25 protein-coding genes are annotated in these 25,082 nt (G+C 39.9%); 16 read left to right on the forward strand and 9 right to left on the reverse strand.

From position 1 onward, the window contains the following. Window positions 1–5: 5 nt before the first annotated feature. Window positions 6–962 (forward strand): FKBP-type peptidyl-prolyl cis-trans isomerase, encoded by a 957-nt coding sequence (locus CLV48_RS16845; protein ID WP_106568453.1) that lies wholly within the window; start codon window positions 6–8, stop codon window positions 960–962. Between the two features lie 126 nt (window positions 963–1,088). Beyond that, a complete protein-coding gene (sdaAA, locus tag CLV48_RS16850; RefSeq protein WP_106568454.1) occupies window positions 1,089–1,997 on the forward strand; it encodes an L-serine ammonia-lyase, iron-sulfur-dependent, subunit alpha in 909 nt (302 codons plus the stop codon). Here sdaAA and CLV48_RS16855 read toward each other — a convergent pair. From CLV48_RS16855 to upp, 3 genes are read right to left on the reverse strand one after another with little or no spacing between them, the layout of a single operon-like run. Continuing rightward, the gene (locus CLV48_RS16855; RefSeq protein ID WP_211299964.1) at window positions 1,986–2,438 is read right to left on the reverse strand and encodes a hypothetical protein; all 453 of its coding nucleotides are present in this window, start codon (window positions 2,436–2,438) and stop codon (window positions 1,986–1,988) included. The two genes, sdaAA and CLV48_RS16855, sit on opposite strands and share 12 nt — an antisense overlap. Beyond that, window positions 2,435–3,361 (reverse strand): calcium/sodium antiporter, encoded by a 927-nt coding sequence (locus CLV48_RS16860; RefSeq protein WP_106568455.1) that lies wholly within the window; start codon window positions 3,359–3,361, stop codon window positions 2,435–2,437. The genes CLV48_RS16855 and CLV48_RS16860 overlap by 4 nt, the downstream gene beginning before the upstream one ends. A 6-nt stretch (window positions 3,362–3,367) precedes the next feature. After that, window positions 3,368–4,018: a uracil phosphoribosyltransferase gene (gene upp, locus CLV48_RS16865; RefSeq protein ID WP_106568456.1), complete on the reverse strand. Its 651-nt coding sequence runs from the start codon at window positions 4,016–4,018 to the stop codon at window positions 3,368–3,370. Between the two features lie 306 nt (window positions 4,019–4,324). Between upp and CLV48_RS16870 the strand changes: the two genes are divergently transcribed. The 6 genes from CLV48_RS16870 to CLV48_RS16895 are packed head-to-tail and all read left to right on the forward strand — an operon-like array spanning window position 4,325 to window position 9,441. After that, window positions 4,325–6,043, forward strand: a complete 1,719-nt coding sequence (locus CLV48_RS16870; RefSeq protein WP_106568457.1) for an IlvD/Edd family dehydratase — start codon at window positions 4,325–4,327, stop codon at window positions 6,041–6,043. Window positions 6,044–6,048: 5 nt separating this feature from the next. Then, window positions 6,049–6,810 (forward strand): SDR family NAD(P)-dependent oxidoreductase, encoded by a 762-nt coding sequence (locus CLV48_RS16875; RefSeq protein ID WP_106568458.1) that lies wholly within the window; start codon window positions 6,049–6,051, stop codon window positions 6,808–6,810. A gap of 52 nt (window positions 6,811–6,862) precedes the next feature. Beyond that, a complete protein-coding gene (locus CLV48_RS16880) occupies window positions 6,863–7,309 on the forward strand; it encodes a DinB family protein (protein WP_106568459.1) in 447 nt (148 codons plus the stop codon). A 7-nt stretch (window positions 7,310–7,316) separates the two neighbouring features. Continuing rightward, entirely contained in the window at window positions 7,317–7,976 is a 660-nt protein-coding gene (locus CLV48_RS16885) for a hypothetical protein (protein WP_106568460.1), read from the forward strand. Continuing rightward, window positions 7,963–8,733, forward strand: coding sequence for an SDR family NAD(P)-dependent oxidoreductase (locus tag CLV48_RS16890; RefSeq protein WP_106568461.1), 771 nt, complete (start codon window positions 7,963–7,965; stop codon window positions 8,731–8,733). The genes CLV48_RS16885 and CLV48_RS16890 overlap by 14 nt, the downstream gene beginning before the upstream one ends. 57 nt (window positions 8,734–8,790) lie before the next feature. Next, complete coding sequence (locus tag CLV48_RS16895; protein WP_106568462.1) at window positions 8,791–9,441, forward strand: hypothetical protein; 651 nt, start codon at window positions 8,791–8,793, stop codon at window positions 9,439–9,441. Window positions 9,442–9,539: 98 nt separating this feature from the next. On the opposite strand, the gene CLV48_RS16900 is transcribed toward CLV48_RS16895, so the two are convergent. The 3 genes from CLV48_RS16900 to CLV48_RS16910 are packed head-to-tail and all read right to left on the reverse strand — an operon-like array spanning window position 9,540 to window position 11,673. Further along, complete coding sequence (locus CLV48_RS16900) at window positions 9,540–10,679, reverse strand: hypothetical protein (RefSeq protein ID WP_245889595.1); 1,140 nt, start codon at window positions 10,677–10,679, stop codon at window positions 9,540–9,542. 7 nt (window positions 10,680–10,686) lie between these two features. Next, the gene (locus CLV48_RS16905; protein ID WP_106568463.1) at window positions 10,687–11,130 is read right to left on the reverse strand and encodes a DUF2147 domain-containing protein; all 444 of its coding nucleotides are present in this window, start codon (window positions 11,128–11,130) and stop codon (window positions 10,687–10,689) included. Between the two features lie 18 nt (window positions 11,131–11,148). After that, window positions 11,149–11,673, reverse strand: a complete 525-nt coding sequence (locus CLV48_RS16910) for a hypothetical protein (RefSeq protein ID WP_106568464.1) — start codon at window positions 11,671–11,673, stop codon at window positions 11,149–11,151. A gap of 325 nt (window positions 11,674–11,998) precedes the next feature. Between CLV48_RS16910 and CLV48_RS16915 the strand changes: the two genes are divergently transcribed. The 4 genes from CLV48_RS16915 to CLV48_RS16930 all read left to right on the forward strand — a co-directional run bounded on the left by CLV48_RS16915 (window position 11,999) and on the right by CLV48_RS16930 (window position 17,252). Beyond that, the gene (locus tag CLV48_RS16915; protein WP_106568465.1) at window positions 11,999–13,294 is read left to right on the forward strand and encodes a M20/M25/M40 family metallo-hydrolase; all 1,296 of its coding nucleotides are present in this window, start codon (window positions 11,999–12,001) and stop codon (window positions 13,292–13,294) included. A gap of 74 nt (window positions 13,295–13,368) precedes the next feature. Next, on the forward strand, window positions 13,369–13,974 hold the full coding sequence (locus tag CLV48_RS16920; RefSeq protein WP_106568466.1) for a Pr6Pr family membrane protein: 606 nt from the start codon (window positions 13,369–13,371) through the stop codon (window positions 13,972–13,974). 156 nt (window positions 13,975–14,130) lie between these two features. Then, the gene (locus tag CLV48_RS16925; protein ID WP_106568467.1) at window positions 14,131–16,008 is read left to right on the forward strand and encodes an alpha-amylase family protein; all 1,878 of its coding nucleotides are present in this window, start codon (window positions 14,131–14,133) and stop codon (window positions 16,006–16,008) included. Window positions 16,009–16,088: 80 nt separating this feature from the next. Continuing rightward, the gene (locus tag CLV48_RS16930) at window positions 16,089–17,252 is read left to right on the forward strand and encodes a homogentisate 1,2-dioxygenase (RefSeq protein ID WP_106568468.1); all 1,164 of its coding nucleotides are present in this window, start codon (window positions 16,089–16,091) and stop codon (window positions 17,250–17,252) included. A 122-nt stretch (window positions 17,253–17,374) separates the two neighbouring features. Here the strand turns inward: CLV48_RS16930 and CLV48_RS16935 are convergent, their stop codons facing one another. Next, window positions 17,375–17,788 carry a transposase gene (locus CLV48_RS16935; protein ID WP_106568469.1) on the reverse strand — a complete coding sequence of 138 codons (414 nt, stop codon included), beginning with the start codon at window positions 17,786–17,788 and terminating at the stop codon, window positions 17,375–17,377. 181 nt (window positions 17,789–17,969) lie between these two features. After that, a complete protein-coding gene (pafA, locus tag CLV48_RS16940) occupies window positions 17,970–19,598 on the reverse strand; it encodes an alkaline phosphatase PafA (protein ID WP_106568470.1) in 1,629 nt (542 codons plus the stop codon). A gap of 164 nt (window positions 19,599–19,762) precedes the next feature. Between pafA and CLV48_RS16945 the strand changes: the two genes are divergently transcribed. Continuing rightward, window positions 19,763–21,157, forward strand: a complete 1,395-nt coding sequence (locus tag CLV48_RS16945; protein WP_106568471.1) for an aminopeptidase P N-terminal domain-containing protein — start codon at window positions 19,763–19,765, stop codon at window positions 21,155–21,157. A gap of 121 nt (window positions 21,158–21,278) precedes the next feature. Here the strand turns inward: CLV48_RS16945 and CLV48_RS16950 are convergent, their stop codons facing one another. Next, window positions 21,279–21,926 carry a carboxypeptidase-like regulatory domain-containing protein gene (locus CLV48_RS16950; RefSeq protein WP_106568472.1) on the reverse strand — a complete coding sequence of 216 codons (648 nt, stop codon included), beginning with the start codon at window positions 21,924–21,926 and terminating at the stop codon, window positions 21,279–21,281. 133 nt (window positions 21,927–22,059) lie between these two features. Here CLV48_RS16950 and CLV48_RS16955 point away from each other — a divergent pair, with 133 nt between their 5' ends. The 3 genes from CLV48_RS16955 to pruA all read left to right on the forward strand — a co-directional run bounded on the left by CLV48_RS16955 (window position 22,060) and on the right by pruA (window position 24,888). Then, entirely contained in the window at window positions 22,060–22,443 is a 384-nt protein-coding gene (locus CLV48_RS16955; protein WP_106568473.1) for an ArsR/SmtB family transcription factor, read from the forward strand. A gap of 7 nt (window positions 22,444–22,450) precedes the next feature. Beyond that, complete coding sequence (locus CLV48_RS16960) at window positions 22,451–23,146, forward strand: YjjG family noncanonical pyrimidine nucleotidase (protein WP_106568499.1); 696 nt, start codon at window positions 22,451–22,453, stop codon at window positions 23,144–23,146. Window positions 23,147–23,253: 107 nt separating this feature from the next. Further along, the gene (gene pruA, locus CLV48_RS16965) at window positions 23,254–24,888 is read left to right on the forward strand and encodes an L-glutamate gamma-semialdehyde dehydrogenase (RefSeq protein WP_106568474.1); all 1,635 of its coding nucleotides are present in this window, start codon (window positions 23,254–23,256) and stop codon (window positions 24,886–24,888) included. Window positions 24,889–25,082: the final 194 nt, after the last annotated feature.

Genomic DNA, 25,082 nt, shown 5'->3' on the forward strand with positions numbered 1-25,082 from the left:
AGTTTATGCAAATGCGATTTAGCGTATGGTTGATAGGGGTTTTATTTGCCCTGAATAGTTGTATTCAAGGAGTAGAATCAGATCTTGAAAAGGCGATTGAGAGAGATGATAGGCTCTTAAAAGAATTCTTACAGCGAAATAATATCGATGCAGTGGAAACGCCGCTGGGCTATTATTATGTAAGAGAAGTAAGTGCAGCCACAGGAAATCAGATTGTAAACAATGATATCGTTGGTATTTACTATGAAATTAGGACTATCAATGGGCAATTGATTGAAGATTATTTTGATGAAACCAAACCTCCTAAGATTTTTGCGCATTCTGAAGGGGGATTGGTGCCGAGGGCAATCAATTTTGCGGCCGGATTGGCCAAAGAAGGTGAGATATTAAAGCTATATGTGCCATCTTATCTGGCATATCAAGATTACACTTATCAGCAACTGATTCTTCCCAATTCCAATTTGCAGATTAGGGTGAAATATGCCAAAATCTACACAGTGGAAGAAATAAAAACTTTAGAAGATCTTGCTATACAGGATTACATTGCAGCTAATGAACTAGAAGGTTTCCAAAAAACGCCTGAAGGCTTATATCTTAAAATTGTTTCCGGAGGCAATACCACAGGAACAGTTACAGCTGCAGGAAATGTCATTGGCTTTACCTATGGTTTGTTTCAAATGGGGGATAACCAAGCACTAGCGGAATCCTCTAATACCATGAGCCCAATCCAAATTTCTCTGGGCAATCCATCAAATCTTCAATTTTTAAATTTGGCATTCCTAGGTTTGAGGTTAAATGCCGAAATAGAGGTCTTTTCCCCTTCCCATTTGGCATTCGGTAAAACAACTCAAGTGATTCCATTTCAGATCAGGAGGGATTTATTTCAAAAAAGTTTCATTCCCCAGGTTGCACGTCCATTTGAGCCAGTTTACTTAAAGGCCAAATTGGTAGATATCAGGTAAATTCATTCCAAGTATTAAAAGCCTCCTTTAGTAAAAAAGGAGGCTTTTTGTTGGAGATAGGTTGAATTTTTTGTTTTGGGCAAAGCTTTTCATCAAATTGCATCATAATCAAACCCAAATATTACCATGAGTTATCTTTTTGAAAGTTTCAGTGGCTGGAAAGCCTATTGTGAAGCTAAAAACATAAGCCTTTTTGATTCAGTCATTGAATATGAGGTTGTACAAAAAGGAAATACAGAAGAGCGCATATGGGATGGCCTATTAAAGGCTTATACGGTCATGAGGGAGGCAGTTGAAACTGGATTGAAAGAAGAAATGAATTCCCGATCAGGCATGATCAACAATGGTGCAAAGAAAGTTTTTCATCATCCATTGACAGTTTTATCCCCAGAGTTTCAGAAATTAATTTCAAGGGCCTTGGCTGCTAAGGAAGTGAATTCCTGTATGGGAAGAGTAGTAGCGGCCCCTACCGCGGGAGCATCTGGAATTCTTCCAGGTACATTGTATACGCTTCAGGAAATCCATGGGCTTTCGGATAGAAAAATATTGGAAGGTTTATTGGTAGGTGCAGGTATAGCTTTGATCATTGAAGAAAAAGCCAGTCTGGCAGGGGCAGTTGGTGGCTGTCAGGCAGAGACAGGCTCTGCAGCAGCTATGGCTGCAGGTGCAATTGTACATTGTTTGGGAGGGGATGTGGATCAGGTTTTTAATGCTGTGGCTATTACTATTCAATGTATGTTGGGCCTGGTTTGTGATCCTGTGGCCGGATTGGTAGAAGTACCTTGTGTGGTAAGAAATGCCAGTGCGGCGGCTATTGCCAACAGCTCTGCTCAGATTGCATTGGCCTATGTAAGTGCTGTTATTCCTGTGGATGAATGTGTTGAGGCTATGGGTGAAATAGGAGCAAGTATGGAATCTAGGTACAAAGAAACAGCCATGGGAGGATTGGCAGCAACATTGACTGGTCAGGAAATTGCCAAGAGGGTCCTAATCCAGGATATTGAAATTCTTCCTGATGAAACCTTACCGGAGTAAAAAGTCAAAAAATGGAATTGAAAGCAGCCAATGGATAGAAGCGCCCATTATAGTAGACCAGATCAGGGCGCTTACCAACATATAGCTAAAAATTTTTCTTTTGGCCACATTGAATGCAATTAAAACAATTGTTCCACCAATTGGGGTTAAGAGCAAAGGGGTAATAGTTGCTATTCCTACTGGTCCAAATTTTTTCCATGTCTTGACAATAGCCCTACTCTTTTTGCTGAATTTTTTTGCAGATAACCTGAAATTCCATTGGGATTTAAACCAATCCCCCAAAAATGTAACCAACAATACCGAAGTCATCATACCTCCAACTGTTACAGTCACAATTTCAAGTAATGAATATTCTGCCGCAGCCCCTAAAATAGGTCCTGCAATAAATTTGAAAAGGCTTGCGAACCAGATGGCAAAAAACTTTAAAAAATAGGCTATCATAATATAAAATAGAGATATGCCCCATATATAACAAGGAGAAACAAACCTTCACGCCTTGAAATTTTAAGCCTGGTTCTTAAAACAGGGTACAAGACCAAGGTCAATCCAAGCATCCAGATAAAATCCTGTCCCAAAAAAGCATCAGCTACAGGTATCGGTTTAATTATTGAAGTGACACCGATAATGGCCAGAATATTCATGATATTACTTCCCAGGATATTCCCGATAGCAATATCTGTTTCTTTTTTTATTCCTGCTATCACTGAAGTGACCAATTCCGGAAGACTTGTGCCTACTGCAATTACTGTTACCCCTATTATCCTTTCACTTACGCCAAAAACCTGGGATATTTTTACTGCATTATCTACCAAAAGGTCAGAGCCATAATAAAGTCCCAATATGCCTAGAAGCAGTAACAGTATAGATTTCCATAAAGGTGTCTGCTTTACTTCTTCATCAACGATCGATATTTCGCTGTCCGCTTTTTTAAGTTTACTAAAGAAATACCAGTTGAGTGCGATTAGTAGTACAAACAATAATATTCCTTCTATTCTTGAAATCATGCCATTCAGGGCCAATATATAAAATAGAATAGCACTGAGAAGTGTAGCAAGGTAATCCAGTTTGAGAATGGACCGGATAATATGTATGGGATAGATAATTGCACTTATACCCAATACCAGTGAGATGTTGGATATGTTGGAGCCAATGACATTGCCCATGGCGATATCACTGTTTCCTTTAAGAGCGGCATTGACGCTCACCAATAATTCCGGGGCTGAAGTCCCAAAAGCGACCACTGTAAGTCCAATCAATCCAGCGCTAATTCCTAATTTGCTGGCCAAGGCAGTTGCACCATCTACGAGGTATTTGCCACCGGCTAAAAGAATAGCCAGTCCAACTAACAACATCAAATAAACCATTCTAGATTAAATTTTATCCCCAAAACAAAGATCCCCAGCGTCCCCTAATCCCGGAACGATATAAAATTTGTCATTTAATTTTTCATCCAATGCTCCTATCCAGAGTTTATAAGGCACATTGATATTGTTTTGGATAAAGGAAACCCCCTCTGGTGCTGCAATTAAGCAGGCAATATGTATGGTTTTTGGAGTTCCATTTTGTAATAGGTTTTGGATAGTCTTTACAAAAGATTTTCCGGTAGCAAGCATAGGATCTATCAAAATTACCTCTCTTCCTTCAATGTTTGGGGCAGCTTGGTAAAGAAATTCAATTTCAACCTCTTTGTCACCTTCTTTTTCAGGTTTCCGGTAGGCGCCCACGAATCCACTGTCTGCTTGGTCAAAATAATTCAAAAACCCCTGATAAAAGGGTATGGATGCCCGTAAAACACTGATAAGTACAGGTTTTTCTTTCAGTTTTTTTGCTTTTGTTTCAGTGAGAGGTGTATGGATTTGGATTTCCTCATAATCCAGCACTTTGGAAATTTCATATGCCATGATTTCCCCTAATCGCTCAAGATTATTTCTGAATTTCCATCGGTCATGCTGGATATGGATATCACGGACTTCAGATAGAAACTGATGTGCGATACTGTTTTCTTTTGCTAAAACAAACATAGCTTTTTGCTTTTTATTCAGCTATTTCAAAATCAGATAGTATGTTTTGTTTTCTTTGAAATAGGCCCTAAAGGTAGGAAATAAAATGCGTTTTGATGGGAATTATGTCCTTTGTATTTTTTTAGAAATACCTTCCCAGGCCAAATGCTCTGTTTTTTAAAAGTATTCAAGCATCCAACTTATGCTCAACGAATAGGTCAGTGGTATAAAATTGGCATTTCTTGATATTTTATTTCTATGGTTTGACTTATCCTGGAAAGATTTACTAAATTCTGATCAAATTTAGACCCGGACAAACCTATTGACATGAAAGAGAAAAAATTGAGAAGCCAGGAATGGTACGGCCGTAAAGGCAAAGATGGATTTATATACAGATCTTGGATGAAAAATCAGGGATTGCCCCATCATCTTTTTGAAGGGAAAAAGCCTGTTATTGGTATCTGTAACACCTACTCCGAGCTCACCCCCTGTAACGCCCATTTTAGAGAATTGGCGGAAGCAGTAAAAAGGGGTGTCTGGGAAGCAGGAGGCTTTCCGTTGGAGTTTCCCGTTATGTCTCTGGGGGAATGTTCCATCAAGCCTACAGCAATGCTGTTTAGGAACCTTGCCAGTATGGATGTGGAGGAAAGTATCCGTGCTAATCCAATGGATGGGGTGATATTGCTGTGTGGCTGTGACAAAACAACTCCTTCCCTTGTGATGGGTGCGGCAAGCGTCAATCTGCCCACAATGGTAGTTTCAGGAGGACCAATGTTGGCCGGCTGGTTCAAAGGAAAGAAAATAGGAACTTCTGATGTATGGAGGTTTGCGGAACAGTACAAAAAGGGAGAGCTTTCAGAGGAAGATTTTGTAGCAGCAGAGGCGGCTATGTCAAGATCAAGGGGACACTGTGCTCCGATGGGAACAGCTTCATCCATGGCTGCTATGGTAGAAGCACTGGGACTTGCCTTGCCGGACAATGCAACCATACCTGCAGCTGACTCCAGGAGAAAGGTTCTCGCCCACATGGCAGGGATGAGAATAGTAGAAATGGTCCGGGAAGACCTCAAGATGACGGATATTCTGACCAGAAAAGCTTTTGAAAATGCCATTATGGTCAATGCCGCTATTGGAGGCTCGACCAACTTTATCCTCCATCTCCTTGCAATTGCAGGAAGGATTGGAGTAGAATTGGATATTGAAGATTTCGATAAATTCTCAACCAATATCCCATTGATTGCCAATATTCAGCCTTCAGGAGAGCATTTTGTGGAGGATCTGTTCTATGCAGGAGGCATGCCTGCAGTCATGAAGGAAATAGAGAGTATTTTACATACTGATCAGATCACCGTCAATGGGAAAACTATCGGTGATAACATTACCAATGCAGAATGTTATAACCGAGAACTGATTGGTACTATGGAGAAGCCCTTTAAACCTGAATCAGGTATTGCAGTGCTCAAAGGCAATCTCTGCCCCCAAGGTGCCGTACTGAAGCCATCTGCAGCTACTCCCTCCCTTTTGAAACACAGAGGAAGAGCAGTGGTTTTTGAAGATATAGACGACTACAAGAAGCGAGTGGATGATCCGGATTTGGATGTCACACCGGAGTCGGTTTTGGTCATGAAAAATGTAGGTCCAAAAGGATATCCCGGAATGCCTGAAGTAGGCAACATGGCATTACCTGCAAAAATCCTTGCCCAAGGCATATCGGATATGGTAAGGATTTCTGATGGAAGAATGAGCGGTACAGGTTTTGGTACTGTGGTATTGCATGTATCCCCAGAATCGGCAGTTGGGGGAAACCTTGCCCTTGTTGAGAATGGGGATTGGATTACCTTGGATGTACCCAACAGGACTTTGACCCTTGAGGTTTCAGAAGAGGAACTTGAAAATAGGAGAGCGTCATTTAAGCCATTGGACCTTGGTTATGATAGGGGATATGTGAATTTGTTTATCCAAAATGTGACACAAGCACATGAAGGAGTTGATTTTGATTTTCTGAAAGGGGCATCAGGGCCTGAAGTGAAAAGAGATTCTCACTAAAGACAATGAAAAATCATCAAAGAGTGGCCTTGATTACTGGGGCAGGACAGGGTATTGGATTAGAGATAGCAAGATTGCTTTCTGTAAATGCCCACCATGTCATTATCAATGACATTGAAAAAAGCCTAACGGAGGAGGCGGTTTCCGACTTGCTGAATACAGCAAAAGGCAAGGTTATAGGAGTATCAGGGGATTCGGGAAATCCTGAAACTATTCTTGAAATGACCGATATGGCTGCCCATGAATTTGGCAAATTAGATATAGCCATTGCCAATGCAGGCATAACCCTCTACGGTAATTTTATGGAATATTCTTTTGAGGATTTTATGGAAGTGATGCGGATCAATATGGCCGGCACTTTTTTCCTTGCCCAAGCTGCTGCCCAAATGATGAAAAAACAGAAAGATGGTGGATCACTACTCTTTACCTCATCAGTAACTGCCCATCAGGCACATAAAAACCTGGCAGCTTATGCCATGAGCAAGGCAGGGATAGAAATGTTGGCAAGAAATCTTGTGATTGAACTTTCTGAATATGGTATCAATGTAAATACAATTGCTCCTGGTGCTACGTTGACCAATAGGACTGCTCTGGACAAAGATTATGAAAATACATGGTCCAGAATTACTCCAATGGGTAGACCTGCCTCGGTGAAAGATGTCGCTCATGCTGCAATGTTTCTTGTTTCGGAAGAAGCAAGGCATATTACTGGTCAAAACCTTATAATTGACGGTGGATGGACAAGTATCAGTCCATCCCCGTATTAAGGTTTGAAAAGAAATATTTCATGCATTGCATTTAACTTTGCCCAATTATTCGATGAAGACGTTTTTTGAAGATATTCTTGAATACACATTTAGAAGTAACCATGCCATGATTCTTCTTTTGGAGAAGAACGAGAAAAAGGTTTCTACGAAAGCTTTAAATCAAGCCAGCCATCTCCTGATTGCGCATCAATTGTGGAACAGAAGATTGGAAGGCAAATCCAATGACTTAGGCTTATGGGATCTTTTGCAAGTAGAAAATATGGGGGAAATGAACCAAGAATTGTACCAGCAAACTATGACTCTGCTCCAGCAAACCCCACTAAATCAAGTGATAAGTTACCATGATACCAAAGGGAATCCCTACACCAACACTTTCCAGGAAATTCTCTTTCATTTGGTCAATCATAGTACATACCATCGAGGTCAGGTTATTGCCCAATTGAAAGAAGATGGAATAGAAGTAGCATCAACAGATTATATTTACTGGAAACGGAAATAGATTTTTAATGCAAATAATCAAGCCGGCCAATCATTTCCCAGCCCCTTGGGATTTACAGGGGGAAGGGATAATTATGGTGTTCAACTTTAAAAAGGACTGGGTAGAAAACAATGCTTTTTTAAATGCAGACCAAAAAGGAAAATTTTTGGGTGGACTTGGTTATGTCATGCTGGTCAATTATCACCAATCACCTGTAGGACCTTACAAAGAACTTTTGATCATTCCAGGAAAGTTTTCTCCTCATAATAGACAGTCCATAACCAAGATTTTTGTGGATTCAGATTCAAGCACCCAAAATGGAAGATTCAATTGGGGCATCCCAAAAGAAACTGTGCCGATGATTTGGAGATCAGAAAAGAATTGGGATACAATTGGAATTGGTCAAGAGGACGATCCCATTCTTTTTTGTAAAATAAAAACATATGGAATTCCCTTTCCTGCCACTACCAAATTAGTTCCAATTAAATTGTACCAAGAGTTAAGCGGACAAATTTTCCTTACCAATCCACAAGGATCAGGTTGGGGCAAATTGGCAAAAGTTGAGTCTTTAAGGGTTAATAAAGATTTTTTTCCCAACATAAGTGAGCAAAAGCCACTTTTTTGTTTCAAAGTCAATTCTTTCCACATGCATTTCCCTGAATCTATAATCAAATATGTTGTCAGGTAAGAATATTGTCATTACCGGTGCTGCTTCCGGTATCGGCAGGGAACTTGTTATTTTGCTGCATTCCAAGAACAATGTAATTGCAGTAGATATGGACGGGGATAGATTGGGAATGTTGAAAGGGGAATTACCAAGCATTGAGGTTTTTCAGATTGATCTTCTCTTCCCAGATGCTGTGGAGAAGGTTTTTGAAAAAGTTTATAAGAAATGGGAGACGATAGATTACTTTTTCGCCAATGCTGGATTTGCAAAGTATGATAGTTGGTCAAATCTTGATCAACAGGCCTTTGAGACCATCTTTAGAATCAATGCCTGGGTTCCATTCCGGACAGCTCAAATCCTAAAAAAATCTCAGATTAAACCATTCAGACTGGTAGTTACTGCATCGGCGATGGCCTTTTGGACAGTTCCTGGATATAGTGTTTATAGTGCCAGTAAAGCTGCCATTCACCAATTGGCAGAGTCCATTAGGACCGAGGAGTATTCTAATTGGCTTACACTTGTATATCCTGCATCTACAACAACAGCTTTTTTTTCAAAAGCGGGGAAAAATGTTCCCCAAGCATTTCCTGTCCAACAAGCTGAAAATGTAGCTAAAGCCATTATTAAGGGGGCCATCAAAGGGAAAAAGAGGGTATATCCTTCTTTTATTTTCAGATCAGTTCTTTTGATCAACAGGTTACTTCCTATTATCAGACCCTTGTATCAATTCTTGGAAAACAGGAAATTCCAAAAATGGATGGGTTATACATACAAGTAAAAAAATTTTTAATAGATTTGATAACAAAAAAAGTAAGCCTCTAAATACCAATGCAATATGAGGGTAAAACAGATCTCAATTTTATTATTTTCACTCATTATTATAGCTGCCTGTGGCAAGAGCAATGAGGAGGAGATACTACCTCTAAAAGTGGCCAAAGCTTATGGATTTGATAATTTCGAAAAAGTCAATTCTATAGCCTACACCTGGAATGTGCAGGTAGATTCTGTCCGGATAGTTTCAAGAAATTGGAAATGGAACATAAAAGAGAGCTCGGTATTCTATGCAGATTCAGATACGAGCTTTTCTTACAGTTTGGGTTTGCCAAAAGACCAAAAGCCTCAAATTGATAAGGGATTCATCAATGATAAATACTGGCTCATGTTTCCATTCCAATTGGTTTGGGACTCGGGATATTCGTACGAGGTAGAGGAAAATGTTCCAGCACCTATTTCAGGCACTCCAAGTACCAAAATGATTGTGGTGTACAACAATGAAGATGGTTATACACCTGGTGATGCCTATGATTTATACCTGGATGACAATTTTTTTATCAAAGAATGGGTATTTAGGAGAGGGAATGGTCCAGAAGGAAGGGCTATTACCTGGGAAAGTGAAAAAGAATTTAAAGGCATCAAATTGGCGACAGAACACCGCAATGACAAAGGAGCCTTGTTTATATGGTTTACGAACTTGGAGGTCAATTGACTCCGGCATGAGCATGAAATAGCTAATTAAAAAATTTCCAAATGTAAAAGGCTGTCCTCTATGGACAGCCTTTTTGGTATTATCAAGTGAATCGCTGTTTATAAAGTTACAAAACTTATCCCTATATTGAAGTAGAGGGCATTATTTAAGGTATTCTTCATCCCAAATTCCTGATTGCCGAAAAATCCTCTGAAAAACTCCCTGCCTCCAGGGAGTTCATCAGCATCAAAGCTCCAGTCAATCCTGTAACCAGCTTGGAAATGTGCCCAAAAAGGACCTCTCAATTGTTTTTGAAGTTCCACTCTCGGTCTCAATTCACCCCTTCTGATTTCAAAGCTGTTATCATTGATGGAAAATTCATTGACTCTATAGCTCTGCCCTTCAAGCTCATAACCAAAAAGCAAAAGGGAGTTTTTGTTGAAAGCATACCTGCCATGTACACGTGCCGGGAAAAGGATTTCTGTGCCCCACTTTCTATTGGTTGAAGTCACATCATACATGATCACAGGTACATAATTCATATTACCTACCCTGTAGGTACGGGCAATTCCAACACCCCAGCGTTTCAGTTCGCTTACCCGTTTCCCATATACTGCTGCAAGGCTCCACCGGATCGTCTCCAAGGGTTGGAAACCAAAATCATATGTCCCACTCAAATCCATAGCACCTTGCAAAATGAGAAAATGCTGTTCACTCATGGGAAGAAAAACCGTGTTGGTCCAGTTGATATTGTTCAATCCCTTCTCATTCAGCACGGCTGGTAGGCTAAGATAAGTACTTGGACTTGCTCCTGTGATCCTGTTGGTCTGAATTTCGTCTATAGAATAACCTACGCGCATGTAATTCAAACCCGTTTGCCAAACAATATTGCTTTTGGAAATGACTGGAATATTTGAATTGAACCTAATACCACCAGTAAATCTAGCTCTTGCTGTTTCGGCCACATTCCCCTCTTCATCTACTCTCCAGCCAGTGCCGGAACTAGCAGGTAACCTGATATCCGAAAAGGTCATTTGGTAAGGCATTTGCATGTCCCATGACACACTCAGAAAACGGGTTGGACTCAGTCCTACAATGGTCGGTTTGGCAAATCGTCTGACGTTTTTATCATCTACCAGTTCCATGTCGTCATATTTGCTCCAATCTTCTTCCTCTTCTTCTTGGGCAAAAACAGGTATGGCCATGATGGCATAAATCAAAACCAAAAAGCAAAATACTTTTTTAAAGCTTATCGCCATTGCCAGATCAGTTTACTTTCAATCTTCTCCAAGTATCTGACCGTCCAAAGGTCTTCACTCCTACGAATCCTCTGATATCTAAAGTATTGTCGTCTTTCCAGGTGATTACAGAGCTGTAAGTGTTTCCAGTTTCGGGGTCGTAAATGGTTCCTTCAGCCCACTCGCCTTTGCCTTTGTATTCAAAATCTTTCAGAATCCTATAGCCTCTCAAAGGGACACTTTTCATGCTGGCATCAGGGTTGTTGACATCTGTTTTCGGTTTTCCTGTTTCAGGATCGTTGGGCTCTTTTAACCAGACTATTCTGCCATAATATTTTCCATCAATATTGTCGATTTTTACCCTTGCTTTACCATGACCGGGTTCCCAGACCCCCACTATGTCATCGGCATTTTGTGCAATTGCCATTGTGCCTAAAAGGGATAAACTTAAAATTAAGATCAACTTTTTCATAGCGTATTACATTTAGGTTTATTTTTTGACTTCCAGCTCAAAGACGATTTTTAAGCTAAAATTCAGATCTTCCCAGAATTCTTCATCTTTCAGATCAAAATCACCTACAAATGTGATTTTACCATCTTCAAGGGCAGAAGCTAAATTTTCCTGTTTGGCTGCCAAGGAAAGCTGAAATGGAGACCCGCTTTTAATTTCACCTTCATAAAGACCGATTCGGGTCATGGAAGTATTTTTAGAGGTTATTTCAAAAACCATCTTTTCCAGCTCCGGCAATTCTTCCGCATCTTTCAAAACAAACTCAACTTTGCTGATTTTAACATTTTTGATAGCGGTGGTTTCTTCCAATTCTGGTCCAATCAATTCATTTAATTTGAATTCCCAAGATGCAGTTGCTGTATTTGCACCTTCAAAAAGTGGACCTTCTGCTTTAAGGTTCAATTCAGGTGTTTCCACAAGAAAGGTTTCTGTTTCTCCTGTACAGGATACCAACCACATAACCGAGCATAAAGTCAGAATATAAAATGAAATGCTGTTTTTCATATTAGCGCAATTTGTTTTTTTAACGAAGAAAACCGGATTGGGGATACAAATATATCCTGGAAGGAGACATAACCTAATTGGTATTCCACTTTTAGGTTATTTAAATCTAAATCAATCTGTTGGTTTTTGTTTAGTCCATGGCTTTTCCAAATCTATGGCAGACATGGTGATTTGATATTTAATAAAGGCTTAAGATATTCTTATAGCCGACAACTGAATTCTTCTTGGAATTCTGCCAAAAAGGAGCAAACTTCCAAGGGCTGATTTTTGAATTTTCCCGCAAAAAAAGGTTCAAAATCGTTAAAATGAAAAATAAAAATAATTTATGATTAAGATAAATGGTTTTATTGCTTGCTTCCTTTTGCTTGCCAACAGTTTGTTTTCTTATCAACTTAGCGATGTTGAAAAACAGTTATTGGAGAGGATTGACAGGAATTATAATGAAACGGTGGCCTTATTAGAAGAAACTGTTAATATCAATTCAGGTACTTTCAATCTGGAAGGTGTCAGGGAAGTGGGGAGGGTTTTTGAAAGAGAGTTTTCAAAAATTGGATTCCAGACAGAATGGGTAACCCTGCCTGATTCTTTAAGAAGAGCGGGCCATTTTGTAGCGACAAGGAAAGGAACTAAGGGAAAAAAACTCTTCTTTATAGGTCATTTGGATACGGTTTTTGAAAAGGATATGCCGTTCTATCCCTTTACTTTTGTTGATGATAATACAGCCAAAGGACAAGGAGTGAATGACATGAAAGGCGGTAATGTAATGATTTTTGCCACCTTAAAAGCGCTTCATGAATTGGGGCTTTTAGAGGATAAAACGATCACTGTTTATTTTACAGGGGATGAGGAGAATGCAGGAAGTCCAAGCTGGGTAAGTAGATTGGATTTTGTAGAGAGGGCCAAACAGCATGATTATGCCTTGGGTTATGAAACAGCCCAAGGTTTTAATATAGCAACTGTGGCCCGAAGAGGTGCCAGTGGTTGGACATTAAAAACCAAAGGCAGACAAGTACATTCTTCGGGTGTATTCAGGGAAACAGTCGGCTATGGTGCAATATATGAGGCAGCAAGGATTCTTAATGCTTTCCGGGAAGAATTGGCAGGAGAACAATACCTAACCTTCAATCCCGGTCAAATTATTGGCGGTTCGGATATTGAGTATAATGAAATAAGCGGTGAAGGTTCTGCTTTGGGTAAGACCAATATTGTTGCCAGAGAAGCTCTCGTTACAGGAGACTTGAGGTTTTTGGGTGAAGAACAGAAAGAAGCAGCCAGAGAAAAAATGAGAAAGATAGTAGGCCAAAATCTAAACGGCACCACAGCAGAAATTGAATTCGAAGATGGGATTCCCTCCATGCCACCTAGCTCCGGTAATTATGCATTGGTAGATATCCTTAATAAAGTAAGTTTGGATATAGGTTTTGGGGAGGTGAAAGCTGGTGACCCTGGTTCCAGAGGAGCTGGGGATATTTCTTATGTTGCAGGTTACCTCGATTGCATTGATGGTTTGGGAGCCTCAGGTACTGGGGCACACTCACCCGCAGAAACTATTAACATGAAGGAATATCCGAATCTTATCAAGAGGAGTACACTATATGTTTATCGTTTAATTAATATGTAGAAAATCCTATTACAAAATTTGTTCAGGATAAAAATAGTTTGGGGACTTTTTGTGTCAATCTTGTTTTTGAACTCATGAAGAAAAAAATATCCATGTGTGCAGCATTGATCGTTTGGTCTTCTGTATTTGCACAATATTTCATTATGTTGGAAGGTAGTCAGTTAGATTTGTTAGGAGCTACTGTCCGTTTCTTTAGTTATTTTACAATTTTGACCAATTCTTTGGTTGCCATTTACTTTACTTCCCAACTATGGGCTAAAAACCAAGATATTAAATCATTTTGGGGAAGGCCTGGTGTATTGACTGCGATCACAGTTTATATATTGGTTGTTGGAATTGTTTACCAAGTTGCATTAAGGCATACATGGAATCCCGAAGGAATTGCTAGAGTTGTTGATGAATTGCTTCATACTATTAATCCACTTTTGGTTTTAGTGTTTTGGGCTGTTTTTGAGTTGAAGCATAAAATCTACTGGACACAAATATATTCATGGCTTATTTATCCCTTCATTTATCTCCTTTTCACCATTTCCAAAGGATATTACACAGGATTTTATCCTTATCCTTTCGTTAATGTGTCAGAACTTGGGTATGCGATGGTTGCGATGAACAGTTTAATCCTATTTGGCGCATTTTTTGGCATTTCAGTTGGATTGCTTATGATAGGGAGGAAAATTTAGTAATCTCAGAAAAATGTGGTTATAAAAAAGTAGAAGCGCTTCTTAGGTGGTTTCACTCCTTTAATCTGTTCCCATCCTAGGAGGAGTATCAATTGTAAGGAAAGATACTTTATTTTTTATCAAATGAAATTTGACACAAATCATTATTTTAGTCAAATGAAAAATAATTTGCTTATGGCTGCATTGATTTCTTCAATGATTTTCACAGCTTCAGGATGTAATCAAAAAGAATCAAAAAAAACTTCAACAACAGAAATGTCCGAACCCCATAAAATGGTAGTCTACCAGGTCTTCACCCGGCTTTTTGGGAACACCAAAACCATTCAAAAGCCTTGGGGTACCCTAGAAGAAAACGGAGTGGGCAAATTCAGTGATTTTACAGACAATGCGCTTAAGGAAATCAGGGATTTGGGGGTTACGCATATCTGGTATACCGGCGTGCCCCATCATGCTGTCATTCGGGATTATACCCAATATGGTATTAGCAATGACGATCCAGATGTGGTAAAAGGAAGGGCAGGTTCTCCCTATGCGATAAAAGATTATTATCAGGTCAATCCTGATCTGGCAGAAGATCCTGGCAGGAGGATGGAAGAATTTGAAGCTTTAATCGAAAGGACCCATCAGCATGGGATGAAAGTTATAATTGATATCGTCCCCAATCATGTAGCAAGAAGGTACGAGGGTAGAAACAATCCAGCAGGAGTCAAGGATTTTGGAGCAGATGACGACACTTCTGTCGCCTATCACCGGGACAACAATTTCTACTATATTCCCGGGAGTAGTTTCAAGGTTCCGGCACCACTCGATGGATACCGCCCACTAGGTGGGGATCCACATCCATTGGCTGATGGAAAATTTGAAGAAATTCCAGCCAAATGGACAGGAAATGGTTCTAGGGAAGCACAACCCCATTTTTATGATTGGTATGAAACTGTAAAAGTCAATTATGGCGTTAAACCCGACGGCACCAAGGATTTCCCTACTTTACCAGAGGATTTTGCTCAAAAAGATTTCCGTACACATGCGGAATTTTGGAAAGATAAAGATGTGCCTGACTCTTGGAAAAAATTCCGTGACATAGCCCTTTTCTGGATCAGTAAGGGCGTGGACGGATTTAGGTACGATATGGCAGAAATGGTGCCGGTTGAGTTTTGGTCTTATTTGAATTCAGCCATCAAAATGGAGAATGCTTCAGCTTTCCTATTGGCTGAAATCTATAATCCCAAGGAATACCGCAATTATATACATCTAGGAAAAATGGATTACCTCTATGACAAAGTAGAGCTGTATGACACACTAAAAAACATTATGCAGGGGAAAGGGTCTACTGACCATCTTGTCCCAATCCAACAAGGTCTGGCTGATATTGGGAAGCACATGTTGCATTTTTTGGAAAACCACGATGAGCAAAGGGTCGCAAGCCCTGACTTTGCCGGTAAGGCAGAGATGGCAAAGCCTGCTGCTGTTCTATCTGCTACAATTGACCGAGGGCCTATGATGATTTACTTTGGCCAGGAAGTGGGTGAACCAGGTGCCGAGTATGCGGGATTTGGGAAACCTTCCCGAACTTCTATTTTTGATTACATTGGTGTACCGCATCACCAGCGTTGGATGAACAATGGGAAGTTCGATGGGGGCCAGCTTTCTGCTGAGGAGAAGGAATTAAGGGATTTTTATAAAAGACTGTTAAACTTAACCAAAGGTAGTCCTGCTCTAGGTGGAAATTACTTGGAAATCCATCGCTACAACCGCCAAAACACAGAATGGTACAATGACAGGGTGTTTGCTTATGTCCGATGGTCGGAAGAACAAAAATTTGTGATCATCACTAATTTTGATTCAATTCAGGCCTTTGGATTTGATCTGGAGTTGCCTGCTGATTTGGTTAAAGATTGGGAATTACCTGCCGGAGACCATAGAATGCTGGAAAAATTATATGGAGAGAAACAACCGATATTGCAGGTTTCTGGAGGGAAAGCAAAGGTTAGGGTTGATCTGAAACCTTTGGAGAGCTGGATTTTGGAGTTGTAAATACCATGGATTTAACAAAGGGATTCAAAAGAAGGCCACAATTGTTTACATTTGTGAATATAAACCCAAATAATTGAATCATGGCTTATTATTTCAGACTAGGAAATATCCCGCCGAAAAGACATATCCAATTCCGTCAACCGGACGGAAGTCTTTATAAGGAGGAATTAGTGAGTTCCAAAGGATTCTCAGGTATTTATTCCAACCTCTATCATATCCATAATCCCAACAATGTACTGGCTATTGGCAAGCCAGTTCCCTATCATTGGGAACCTGCCAAAGAGCATGGTTTAAAACAAACCCATTTAAAAACTGCTGGAATAGGCAATACCGGAATGGATTATCTCAATGCCAGGAAAATGCTCATGATGAACAATGATGTCATGATGGGTATTTGCTCTCCTGAGCAGAGAAAGATGGATTATTTCTTCAAAAATGCTGATGGAGATGAGTTGATCTATGTCCATGACGGGGAGGGGGTGATGTATTCCCAATTTGGTAAATTGGAGGTAAGGCAGGGAGACTATATTGTCATACCCAGGACTACCATTTATCGTTTTGAGTGGAAGGAGGAAGGCCCTTTGAGGCTTTTGATCATAGAATCACAGGGGCCTATTGAAACTGTTAAAAGATATAGGAATGAGTTGGGTCAGTTGTTGGAGCACTCACCTTACTGCGAGCGCGATATCCGACCCCCAGGAGAATTGGTGACTGAAACTGAAAAAGGGGAGTATTTGGTCCAAATTAAAAAGGGAGGCATGCTTCATCCCTACACTTATGGGCACAGTCCCTTGGATATCGTAGGATGGGATGGATTTCTTTATCCATACGCTTTATCCATTCATGATTTTGAGCCAATTACCGGACGTATCCATCAGCCCCCTCCGGTTCATCAGACTTTTCAGGCATGGGGTTTTGTGATCTGTTCTTTTGTTCCGAGGTTATTTGATTATCATCCACTGGCAATACCAGCACCCTATAACCATAGCAATATAGACTCCGATGAGGTCCTTTATTATGCAGAGGGTGAATTCATGTCCAGGAAAGGAATTGACAGGGGATCTTTTACCATTCATATGGGAGGACTACCTCATGGACCTCATCCAGGAACGGTTGAAAAATCCATAGGGGCCAGGGAAACCCATGAATTGGCAGTGATGCTTGATACTTTCCGTCCTCTATTTGTGACTACTCAAGGATTGGAATTTGTTGATCCGGACTATCCAATGAGCTGGAAAGAATAATTCCTAATTCAAAAAGTATTGTTTGGCCTTTAGAATCTGATGTAAGTAAGCAAAACGAGCGCAGTTTCTAAGGGCCTATTTTTTTAAATCGAATGGGCTTTGTGTTGGGGTATAAGGGGAGTTTAAAGCCCTAGAAATTTCAATTCTTCTTCTAAAGTTATTTCCTGATGTTTTAGGGTTTGTCTTTGGATTGCCGATCTTTCCACAGACAGCCTATTGGTGCTGACAGAATGTGCATGGTAGTCTTTTTCCCATTGGAAATTACTATTGACTTCTCCGTTTTTTTTCAGTTTTGATTGAATAAATGTCTGAAGATGTGATACCAGTCCATTCAGGGACATGTTTTCAGGTAACTTCAAGAGAATGTGGATGTGTTCTGGTAATACAGCAAATGTCACTGATTTATTACCATGTTCATCGGCAAATTCCCCAATGGCTTCACTGATACAATGTATCTCAGCTTTGCCAAAGACAGAAGTTTGGTATTTGGTACTAAGTACCAAGTGGGTCCAAATTTCAGAATGTGAGTGTTTCATTTCTGTAAACGATCTGCTTAAAAATAGAAATAAAATAACGTTTCAAAAAACTGATCTGAATTTTTTTTCAAATTTAGTAGCAGCAAAATTTAAACAGGAGCAAATTTGAATTTGAAAAATCATATGAAAAATCAGAATCCTTCAGATTTGAAGATTGAAGGATTCTTGGATTGCATGAGTTTTATTGAATTACTTCCAATATTGGTTGACCTGTAGCTCCATTGGGCAGTCTTATATTCAACAACATAGAAAGTGTCGGAGCAATATCCGTAATAGTTACATATCTTGAGCTTTCCCCTTTTGGAATATTCCAACCCATAAAAACTATGGGGACATGTGTGTCATAGGTATATCCTGTTCCATGGGTAGTGCCCTTCCAGGAGCTGCTCAACCAGGCAGGTTCCAAAATCAGAAGCAAATCTCCGGAGGCTTTGTGGTTATACCCCATCTGTAAGAGATGCTTTTTACCGGTCTGGTAGTCCAATCTTCTCATGTCTGTGGCGGTATATACTTCTTTTATGCCATCGAAACGGAGGAGGAAATCAGCCAATTCTCTTTGGATTTTTTCAATACTAACACCTTTCTCTTTTGCTAAATCATAGTTGATAAAAACCTGTTCATTAGAAAAGTTGCTTATCCAATTTCCTTCTCCGTAATTCAGGATACAGAATCCTCTCATTTGGGTAAGTATAAAACGTGTATTGAAATTTCCTGCAGGTACATTTTCGCTCAGCATATAATCTACTATGTCAGCTACAGCATGATCGGCAGTAAGAAAGATCAGGTATTCATCTTTGCCATATTCTTTGTCCAGATAAGTGAAGAATTTTTCTAAATCCCTATCCAGTCTAAGATAGTTGTCTTCCAATTCGACGGAAGTTGGGCCAAATCGGTGGCCAATATAATCAGGTGAAGAGAAGCTGATGGCAAGTAGATCAGTTTCACCTCTTTTACCTAGCTTTTCTCCTTCCAAGGCGGCATAGGCCATTTCCAAAGTAAGTGAATTGCCGAAAGGCGTGGTGGCAATAAGACCAAAATTATCATTGTTTTCCATTAAAGCAGGAAGGTCGTAAGGGAATGTACTTGATTCCATTCCGATAAATGGTCCTTCAAAGTCATTGTTATCAGCAATGCTTTGTGTATAAGTTTCAATTGGAAAGAGCGTTTCCCATTTACCGGAAAGATATTTTTGAGGTAATTTTCGGTTATTAAATGCTTTTACCCAATCCGGAAGGGTTTGATGATAATAAGTGGAAGTCATAAATTCCCCAGTATTGCTGTCAAACCAATATGCATCACCCATATGGCCAGCAGGTAATGAAGCCCCACGGTCTTTAATTGCTATTCCCACTACTTTGGATCTTTTGTTGGTCGAAAACCTCAGTTCATCAGAAATAGTCGTGGAATACATATTTCTTGGAGAAATATTTCCATTCTCCACCGAGCCGCCAACAGCTTGAACTGTACTGTCTTCAGCACAGTAAATCATCCTTCCCAAATTGCGGACATACCAGTTGTTGGCAATGATTCCATGAGTAGCTGGAGTTGTTCCAGTATAAATAGAGGCATGGCCAGGTCCGGTGTAGGTTGGAATATAATTGTAATGCGCATTTTTCATCATGAAACCATCTTTCATTAGTCTCTTAAATCCACCTTCCGAATAACGCGCCTCAAACTTATAAAAATACTCTTGCCTCATTTGGTCCACCACAATACCGATAACCAATTTAGGTTTTTTAGCCGGGTGATTTTGGGCAAGCGTCTGAATTGAAATGGAAAAGAGTAGAATAATACCGATGTATTTTTTCATAATTTTTGGAGTAGGATTGCGCAAATATAAAAAAATCAGTCAGGGTGTCTCTTCTTTTATAGTTTAATGGTCTGATTTGTTATAAGTATTGGGCTTACAATTATTTTTTCGGTGCAATTTTTCCATCTTTAGGTAGTATATTTCATCGTTTTAAAATTAATCCTATGAGAAATTTGAATAAGTCATTTATAATTCTATTCTTCTTTTTCAGTTCAGCTTCAATTGGACAATCGTATTTTAAAGATGGTTTGGGGGCGGAATTTCACAAAGAAAGAAGAGAAGCCCTAAGGAAAATTATGCCAGAAAACAGTGTGGCTATATTTTTCAACAATCCCATGAAAAACAGATCAAATGATACAGAATTTCAGTACAGACCTAATTCTGACTTCTTTTATTTGACTGGTTTTAGAGAGCCTAATGCTGCCTTGATAATTTTCAAGAATTCCAGGCTTGTAGAGGGGAAGCAGGTCAATGAGATCATTTATGTTCAGCCCAGAGATCCAAGAAAAGAACAATGGGATGGGGAAAGATTGGGAATTGATGGGGTAAAGGAGAAATTAGGTTTTGAAATGGTTTTTCTTATTTCGGATTTTTTGAAGAAACCTAATCTGGACTGGTCAAAAATAAACCCGATACTTTCTTTCAATATGGGGGATATAGAGGGTGGAGCCTACAATGCACCTTTAAAAGAGATGGTTGCCACATTGAAGGGTTTCAGTCTGAGCAAGGAATCTCCAAGTTCGCCTAGCCTTGACCAGTTGATGAACAGTCTCAGGGTGAAAAAGACAGCAGAGGAAATGGCCGTTTTGAAAAGGGCTATAGAAATTTCAGGCAAAGCTCATATTGAAGCTTTCAAATCTGTGAAACCTGGTGTTTCGGAGAGGGCAATTCAGGGGGTACATGAATTTGTCCATAAAGCAATGGGTGCGGAGAGCATAGGATATAATTCAATAGTAGGTGCAGGGAATAATACAACTATCCTCCATTACGTCGACAACCATAGAACAGCACTTCAGGATGGGCTGATTCTGATGGATGTTGGTGCAGAATTTAGAGGATATTCAGGAGATATTACCAGGACAGTTCCTGTAAAGGGTAAGTTTTCACCTGAAGAAAAAGCCATTTACGAAATTGTGTTGGAGGCGCTGGAAGCTGGGATTTCTGCCTGTCAACCTGGTTCGGATTTTCAGCGAGTCGGTGCCGCTTCCCGCAAAGTAATCGATGAAGGTTTGGTTAGGTTGGGTTTGGTCAAACCAGGAGAAAAACATACTTATTTTCCTCATGGAATCGGCCATCATTTAGGTTTGGATGTCCATGATAGAGGAGGTTATGGAAAATTGGAGCCTGGAATGGTATTGACCGTAGAACCTGGAATTTATATTCCAGAAGGAAGCCCTGTCGATCCCAAATGGTGGGGGATTGGAGTTAGAATCGAGGATAATATTCTGATTACGGAAAAAGGGTTTGAAAATCTAAGTGCATTTGTTCCAAAAACTGTTGGGGAGATTGAAGCATTAATGCAAGAAGAAGGCATACTGCAAAAATTGAGTCTGGATTGATAGTGCTTTAAGATTCAAAAAAATCAAATAAAATAAGGCTCAGGATAATCCTGAGCCTTATTTTATGATTATCCGCAATCATAACGATTGCTGGTATCATTGCTGATATACCTATTTTATTTTAATCCTTTTTCTTTAAATCACCCCGTTTGATTGATTGAATAAATCTGGACCAGGCAAATGGATCCAATAAAGTAAATGGCCTAGGACCGTAACGGTCTTGGATTTGCATCACCCTACCTTGTTGGAAATAACGCCAGTTTTCATTGCCAGACGCAGGCATTGCTTCCGCGTAGCGCAGTAATGTCTCCGGACTCAGGTTACCTCTTGAATCTATAGCCATAGGGGCCTCATAATTCATAGCAAGGAGTTGGCGTTTGAATTCTTCCTCTGAAGGGAAAGGCATGACTTCAATTTCAGACAATGCGATTTCATCTACCTGCATTGTCAAAATCAGGCTGATATCTCCAGAAGCATTCTCTGGAACAGTAAAGGTTTGCCTTTTTAGTCCAATAAAGCTGAATACTACAGAATCTCCCTCCAAAACCGGCATAGAAAAATAGCCATATCTGCCTGAGGTAGTTCCTCTGCCCTTTTTTGGAACATAAACGTTTACCCCGGGGACAGCATCCGTGCTATCCGCATTAAGAATAATTCCGGAAAGCTGGATTACTTTTCTTTCTTTTTCCTGGGCAAAAAGCTCCTTATTTCCCAATAGAAGGAACAAAGCAAAAAGCGTTAGGAGAATATAAGGTAATCTTAACTTCAAAGCAATCTCATTAAAGGTATCATTGTTCCGGCATGTCCCGGATAAATTAGTCTTTCTAATTTCGCTATAATATTAGCCTATTTTGCTGTGATTTGCTTAATTTCATGCCGTTTTTATTCGTTAAAAAAACTAAATGAGGCTCAAAAATATCAGCTTAAGTTATGGTATGCGCATCTTTAAGGCATTGTCTGAGGAGCCTAGGGTCCGTATTTTACATCTTTTACTTCAGAATAAAGAACTTTCAATATCAGACCTTGAACACATCCTTGATTTTACACAGACCAAAACCAGTAGGCATTTAGGTTACCTGAAAAATGCCGGCTTGGTAGGGAGTAGAAGAGTGGATCAGTGGATTTTTTATTATATCCTTGAAGAGGTGCAGGAAATTATACAACAGGTATTCAAGTTTATCCAAAAAGATGTGAACCTCATCCGTGACCAAGAGGTTTACAATATATTGCATTCCAACAGGGAATTGGCAAAAAATAAAATTGAGAACAATCCTTATCGAAAATAAATTATCATTGAAAACTTACCAACATTTATTCTTTGACCTTGACCATACATTGTGGGACTATGATAGAAATGTCCATGAATCTCTCAGCGAATTGCATGATGTTTACCAACTGATTAACTGCGGAATAGAAAGTCCTGAAAAATTTATCCAATCCTTTTACAATGTTAATTTTAAGCTTTGGGCCCTATATGATGTAGGAAAAATAGATAAAGATTCTCTTAGGGAAAATAGGTTTAAGTTGGTCTTTGAAAATGCAGGAGCAGACCCCAATTTGGTGCCGAAGCTAATGGAAGAAGACTTTATGCACAGGACTTCTTCCAAACCACATGTCCTGCCTTATACATTTGAAATATTGGACTATCTCCAGCCAAATTATGGGCTGCATATCATCTCCAATGGATTCAACGAAAGCCAGGCTAAGAAAATGATGGCATCGGGATTAACCCCTTATTTTGATCTGGTAATTACGTCTGAGACCACAGGACATAAGAAACCAGATCCAAGGATTTTTCAATATGCCCTCGATAAATTGAGAATAAAAAATACTGATACCATTATGATTGGGGATAATCCTAATTCTGATATCCTTGGTGCAATAAGGGCCAATATAGACAACGTCTATTTTGATCCCCATCAAAAAGGGATTGAACACCAACCAACATATACAATCCGACATCTGAAGGAATTGGAGAACCTCCTTTAAAGATTTAATCTGAAAAACAGGACAAGATCCGGAATTCTTGATGTTCCTGAATTTCCAAATCTTAGTCCTTATATTTGTCTGTCAGAATCATATAAACTCAAATATTTATGTTGAAAGGATTTTTCAATGTGCCTACCCCGCACAACGAACCCGTGAAAAACTATGCCCCAGGTTCACCGGAAAGGAAAGAACTGCAGGCCAAAATTCAAGAACTCAGAGCACAGCAAATTGATGTGCCTATGTATATCGGTTCAGAAGAGGTAAGAACTGGCAACAAGAAGCCAATGTCTCCTCCCCATGACCACCAGCATATCTTAGGATATTTCCACGAAGGAGATGCCTCCCATGTCGAGCAGGCCATCAATGCTGCCTTAGGCGCAAAGTATGCCTGGGAAAATTTGGAATGGGAACAAAGAGCTGCTATTTTTCTAAAAGCAGCAGACCTTATTGCAGGACCGTACAGGGCAAAGCTGAATGCTGCAACCATGCTTGGACAGTCTAAAAATGCCTATCAGGCGGAGATTGACTCTGCTTGTGAAATCATAGATTTCTTACGATTCAATGTGAAGTACATGGCGGAAATCTATGAGCAACAACCGCCAGTTTCAGGGAACGGCGTTTGGAATAGAGTTGAACAAAGACCTTTGGAGGGTTTTGTATTCGCTTTGACTCCATTCAACTTTACAGCTATAGCTGGCAACTTGCCGACATCAGCTGCCATGATGGGGAACACAGTAGTATGGAAACCTGCTTATACCCAAATCTACTCTGCCAATGTTTTGATGGAGATATTTAAGGAAGCAGGGGTGCCGGATGGCGTGATCAACTTAGTTTATGTTGATGGTCCAACCGCTGGAAATATTATTTTTAATCATCCTGATTTTGCTGGAATTCACTTTACTGGATCTACTGGCGTTTTCCAACATATCTGGAAAACAATAGGTGAGAATATCTATAAATACAAATCCTACCCTAGAATTGTTGGTGAAACAGGTGGCAAAGATTTTGTTATTGCCCATAAATCTGCCAATCCCAAAGCTGTGGCCGTTGGTCTTTCCAGAGGTGCATTTGAGTTCCAGGGACAAAAATGTTCCGCAGCCTCCAGAGCCTATATCCCAAGTAACCTTTGGGGAGATGTAAAGAAATACCTCTTAGAGGATCTTTCTTCCATGAAGATGGGCGGCACAGAAGATTTCACCAATTTCATCAATGCGGTGATCGATGAGAAGGCTTTTGATAAAATTGCCAAATACATAGACAATGCCAAGAAAGCGGAAGGAGTGGAGATCATTTCCGGAGGTAATTACGATAAGTCAAAAGGTTACTTTATTGAGCCAACTGTGATTTTAACAAAAGACCCAATGTACACCACCATGTGCGAGGAGATTTTTGGTCCGGTACTGACGATCTATGTTTATCATGAAAACCATTTTGAGGAAGCTTTAGAGTTGGTGGACCAAACCTCACCTTATGCTTTAACAGGTGCTGTGTTCTCCACAGACAGATATGCTATTGAATTGGCCACAAAGAAATTGAGGAATGCAGCGGGTAATTTTTATATCAATGATAAGCCGACGGGAGCTGTCGTAGGACAGCAGCCATTTGGGGGAGCCAGGGCTTCCGGAACGAATGACAAAGCCGGATCTATGATCAACTTGTTGCGTTGGGTTTCCCCGAGGACAATCAAGGAAACCTTTGTTTCCCCAGTGGATTATAGGTATCCGTTTTTGGGGAAAGATTGATTGTTAGACTTCTTGAAGCGAGAGACGAGAGATCAGACTTGATTTTCCTTGGGAGAGAGATTTCTTTACTAGAGACAAGAGACAAGAAACAAGAAACAAGAAACAAGAAACAAGAACCAAGAAACAAGAGATAGGATTCGTTTGGTCGAAAGACTCGAATGTCAGGCTAGAAGCGATAGCATAAACAGATCTCA

Origin of the sequence: Cecembia rubra, assembly GCF_003014575.1 — a bacterium.
Taxonomy (GTDB): domain Bacteria; phylum Bacteroidota; class Bacteroidia; order Cytophagales; family Cyclobacteriaceae; genus Cecembia_A; species Cecembia_A rubra.

Coding starts and splice junctions, on each gene's coding strand:
- CLV48_RS16845 (WP_106568453.1), top strand. CDS start 6: ATGCAAATGCGATTTAGCGTATGGTTGATAGGGGTTTTATTTGCCCTG.
- sdaAA (WP_106568454.1), top strand. CDS start 1,089: ATGAGTTATCTTTTTGAAAGTTTCAGTGGCTGGAAAGCCTATTGTGAA.
- CLV48_RS16855 (WP_211299964.1), bottom strand. CDS start 2,438: ATGATAGCCTATTTTTTAAAGTTTTTTGCCATCTGGTTCGCAAGCCTT.
- CLV48_RS16860 (WP_106568455.1), bottom strand. CDS start 3,361: ATGGTTTATTTGATGTTGTTAGTTGGACTGGCTATTCTTTTAGCCGGT.
- upp (WP_106568456.1), bottom strand. CDS start 4,018: ATGTTTGTTTTAGCAAAAGAAAACAGTATCGCACATCAGTTTCTATCT.
- CLV48_RS16870 (WP_106568457.1), top strand. CDS start 4,325: ATGAAAGAGAAAAAATTGAGAAGCCAGGAATGGTACGGCCGTAAAGGC.
- CLV48_RS16875 (WP_106568458.1), top strand. CDS start 6,049: ATGAAAAATCATCAAAGAGTGGCCTTGATTACTGGGGCAGGACAGGGT.
- CLV48_RS16880 (WP_106568459.1), top strand. CDS start 6,863: ATGAAGACGTTTTTTGAAGATATTCTTGAATACACATTTAGAAGTAAC.
- CLV48_RS16885 (WP_106568460.1), top strand. CDS start 7,317: ATGCAAATAATCAAGCCGGCCAATCATTTCCCAGCCCCTTGGGATTTA.
- CLV48_RS16890 (WP_106568461.1), top strand. CDS start 7,963: ATGTTGTCAGGTAAGAATATTGTCATTACCGGTGCTGCTTCCGGTATC.
- CLV48_RS16895 (WP_106568462.1), top strand. CDS start 8,791: ATGAGGGTAAAACAGATCTCAATTTTATTATTTTCACTCATTATTATA.
- CLV48_RS16900 (WP_245889595.1), bottom strand. CDS start 10,679: ATGGCGATAAGCTTTAAAAAAGTATTTTGCTTTTTGGTTTTGATTTAT.
- CLV48_RS16905 (WP_106568463.1), bottom strand. CDS start 11,130: ATGAAAAAGTTGATCTTAATTTTAAGTTTATCCCTTTTAGGCACAATG.
- CLV48_RS16910 (WP_106568464.1), bottom strand. CDS start 11,673: ATGAAAAACAGCATTTCATTTTATATTCTGACTTTATGCTCGGTTATG.
- CLV48_RS16915 (WP_106568465.1), top strand. CDS start 11,999: ATGATTAAGATAAATGGTTTTATTGCTTGCTTCCTTTTGCTTGCCAAC.
- CLV48_RS16920 (WP_106568466.1), top strand. CDS start 13,369: ATGAAGAAAAAAATATCCATGTGTGCAGCATTGATCGTTTGGTCTTCT.
- CLV48_RS16925 (WP_106568467.1), top strand. CDS start 14,131: ATGAAAAATAATTTGCTTATGGCTGCATTGATTTCTTCAATGATTTTC.
- CLV48_RS16930 (WP_106568468.1), top strand. CDS start 16,089: ATGGCTTATTATTTCAGACTAGGAAATATCCCGCCGAAAAGACATATC.
- CLV48_RS16935 (WP_106568469.1), bottom strand. CDS start 17,788: ATGAAACACTCACATTCTGAAATTTGGACCCACTTGGTACTTAGTACC.
- pafA (WP_106568470.1), bottom strand. CDS start 19,598: ATGAAAAAATACATCGGTATTATTCTACTCTTTTCCATTTCAATTCAG.
- CLV48_RS16945 (WP_106568471.1), top strand. CDS start 19,763: ATGAGAAATTTGAATAAGTCATTTATAATTCTATTCTTCTTTTTCAGT.
- CLV48_RS16955 (WP_106568473.1), top strand. CDS start 22,060: ATGAGGCTCAAAAATATCAGCTTAAGTTATGGTATGCGCATCTTTAAG.
- pruA (WP_106568474.1), top strand. CDS start 23,254: ATGTTGAAAGGATTTTTCAATGTGCCTACCCCGCACAACGAACCCGTG.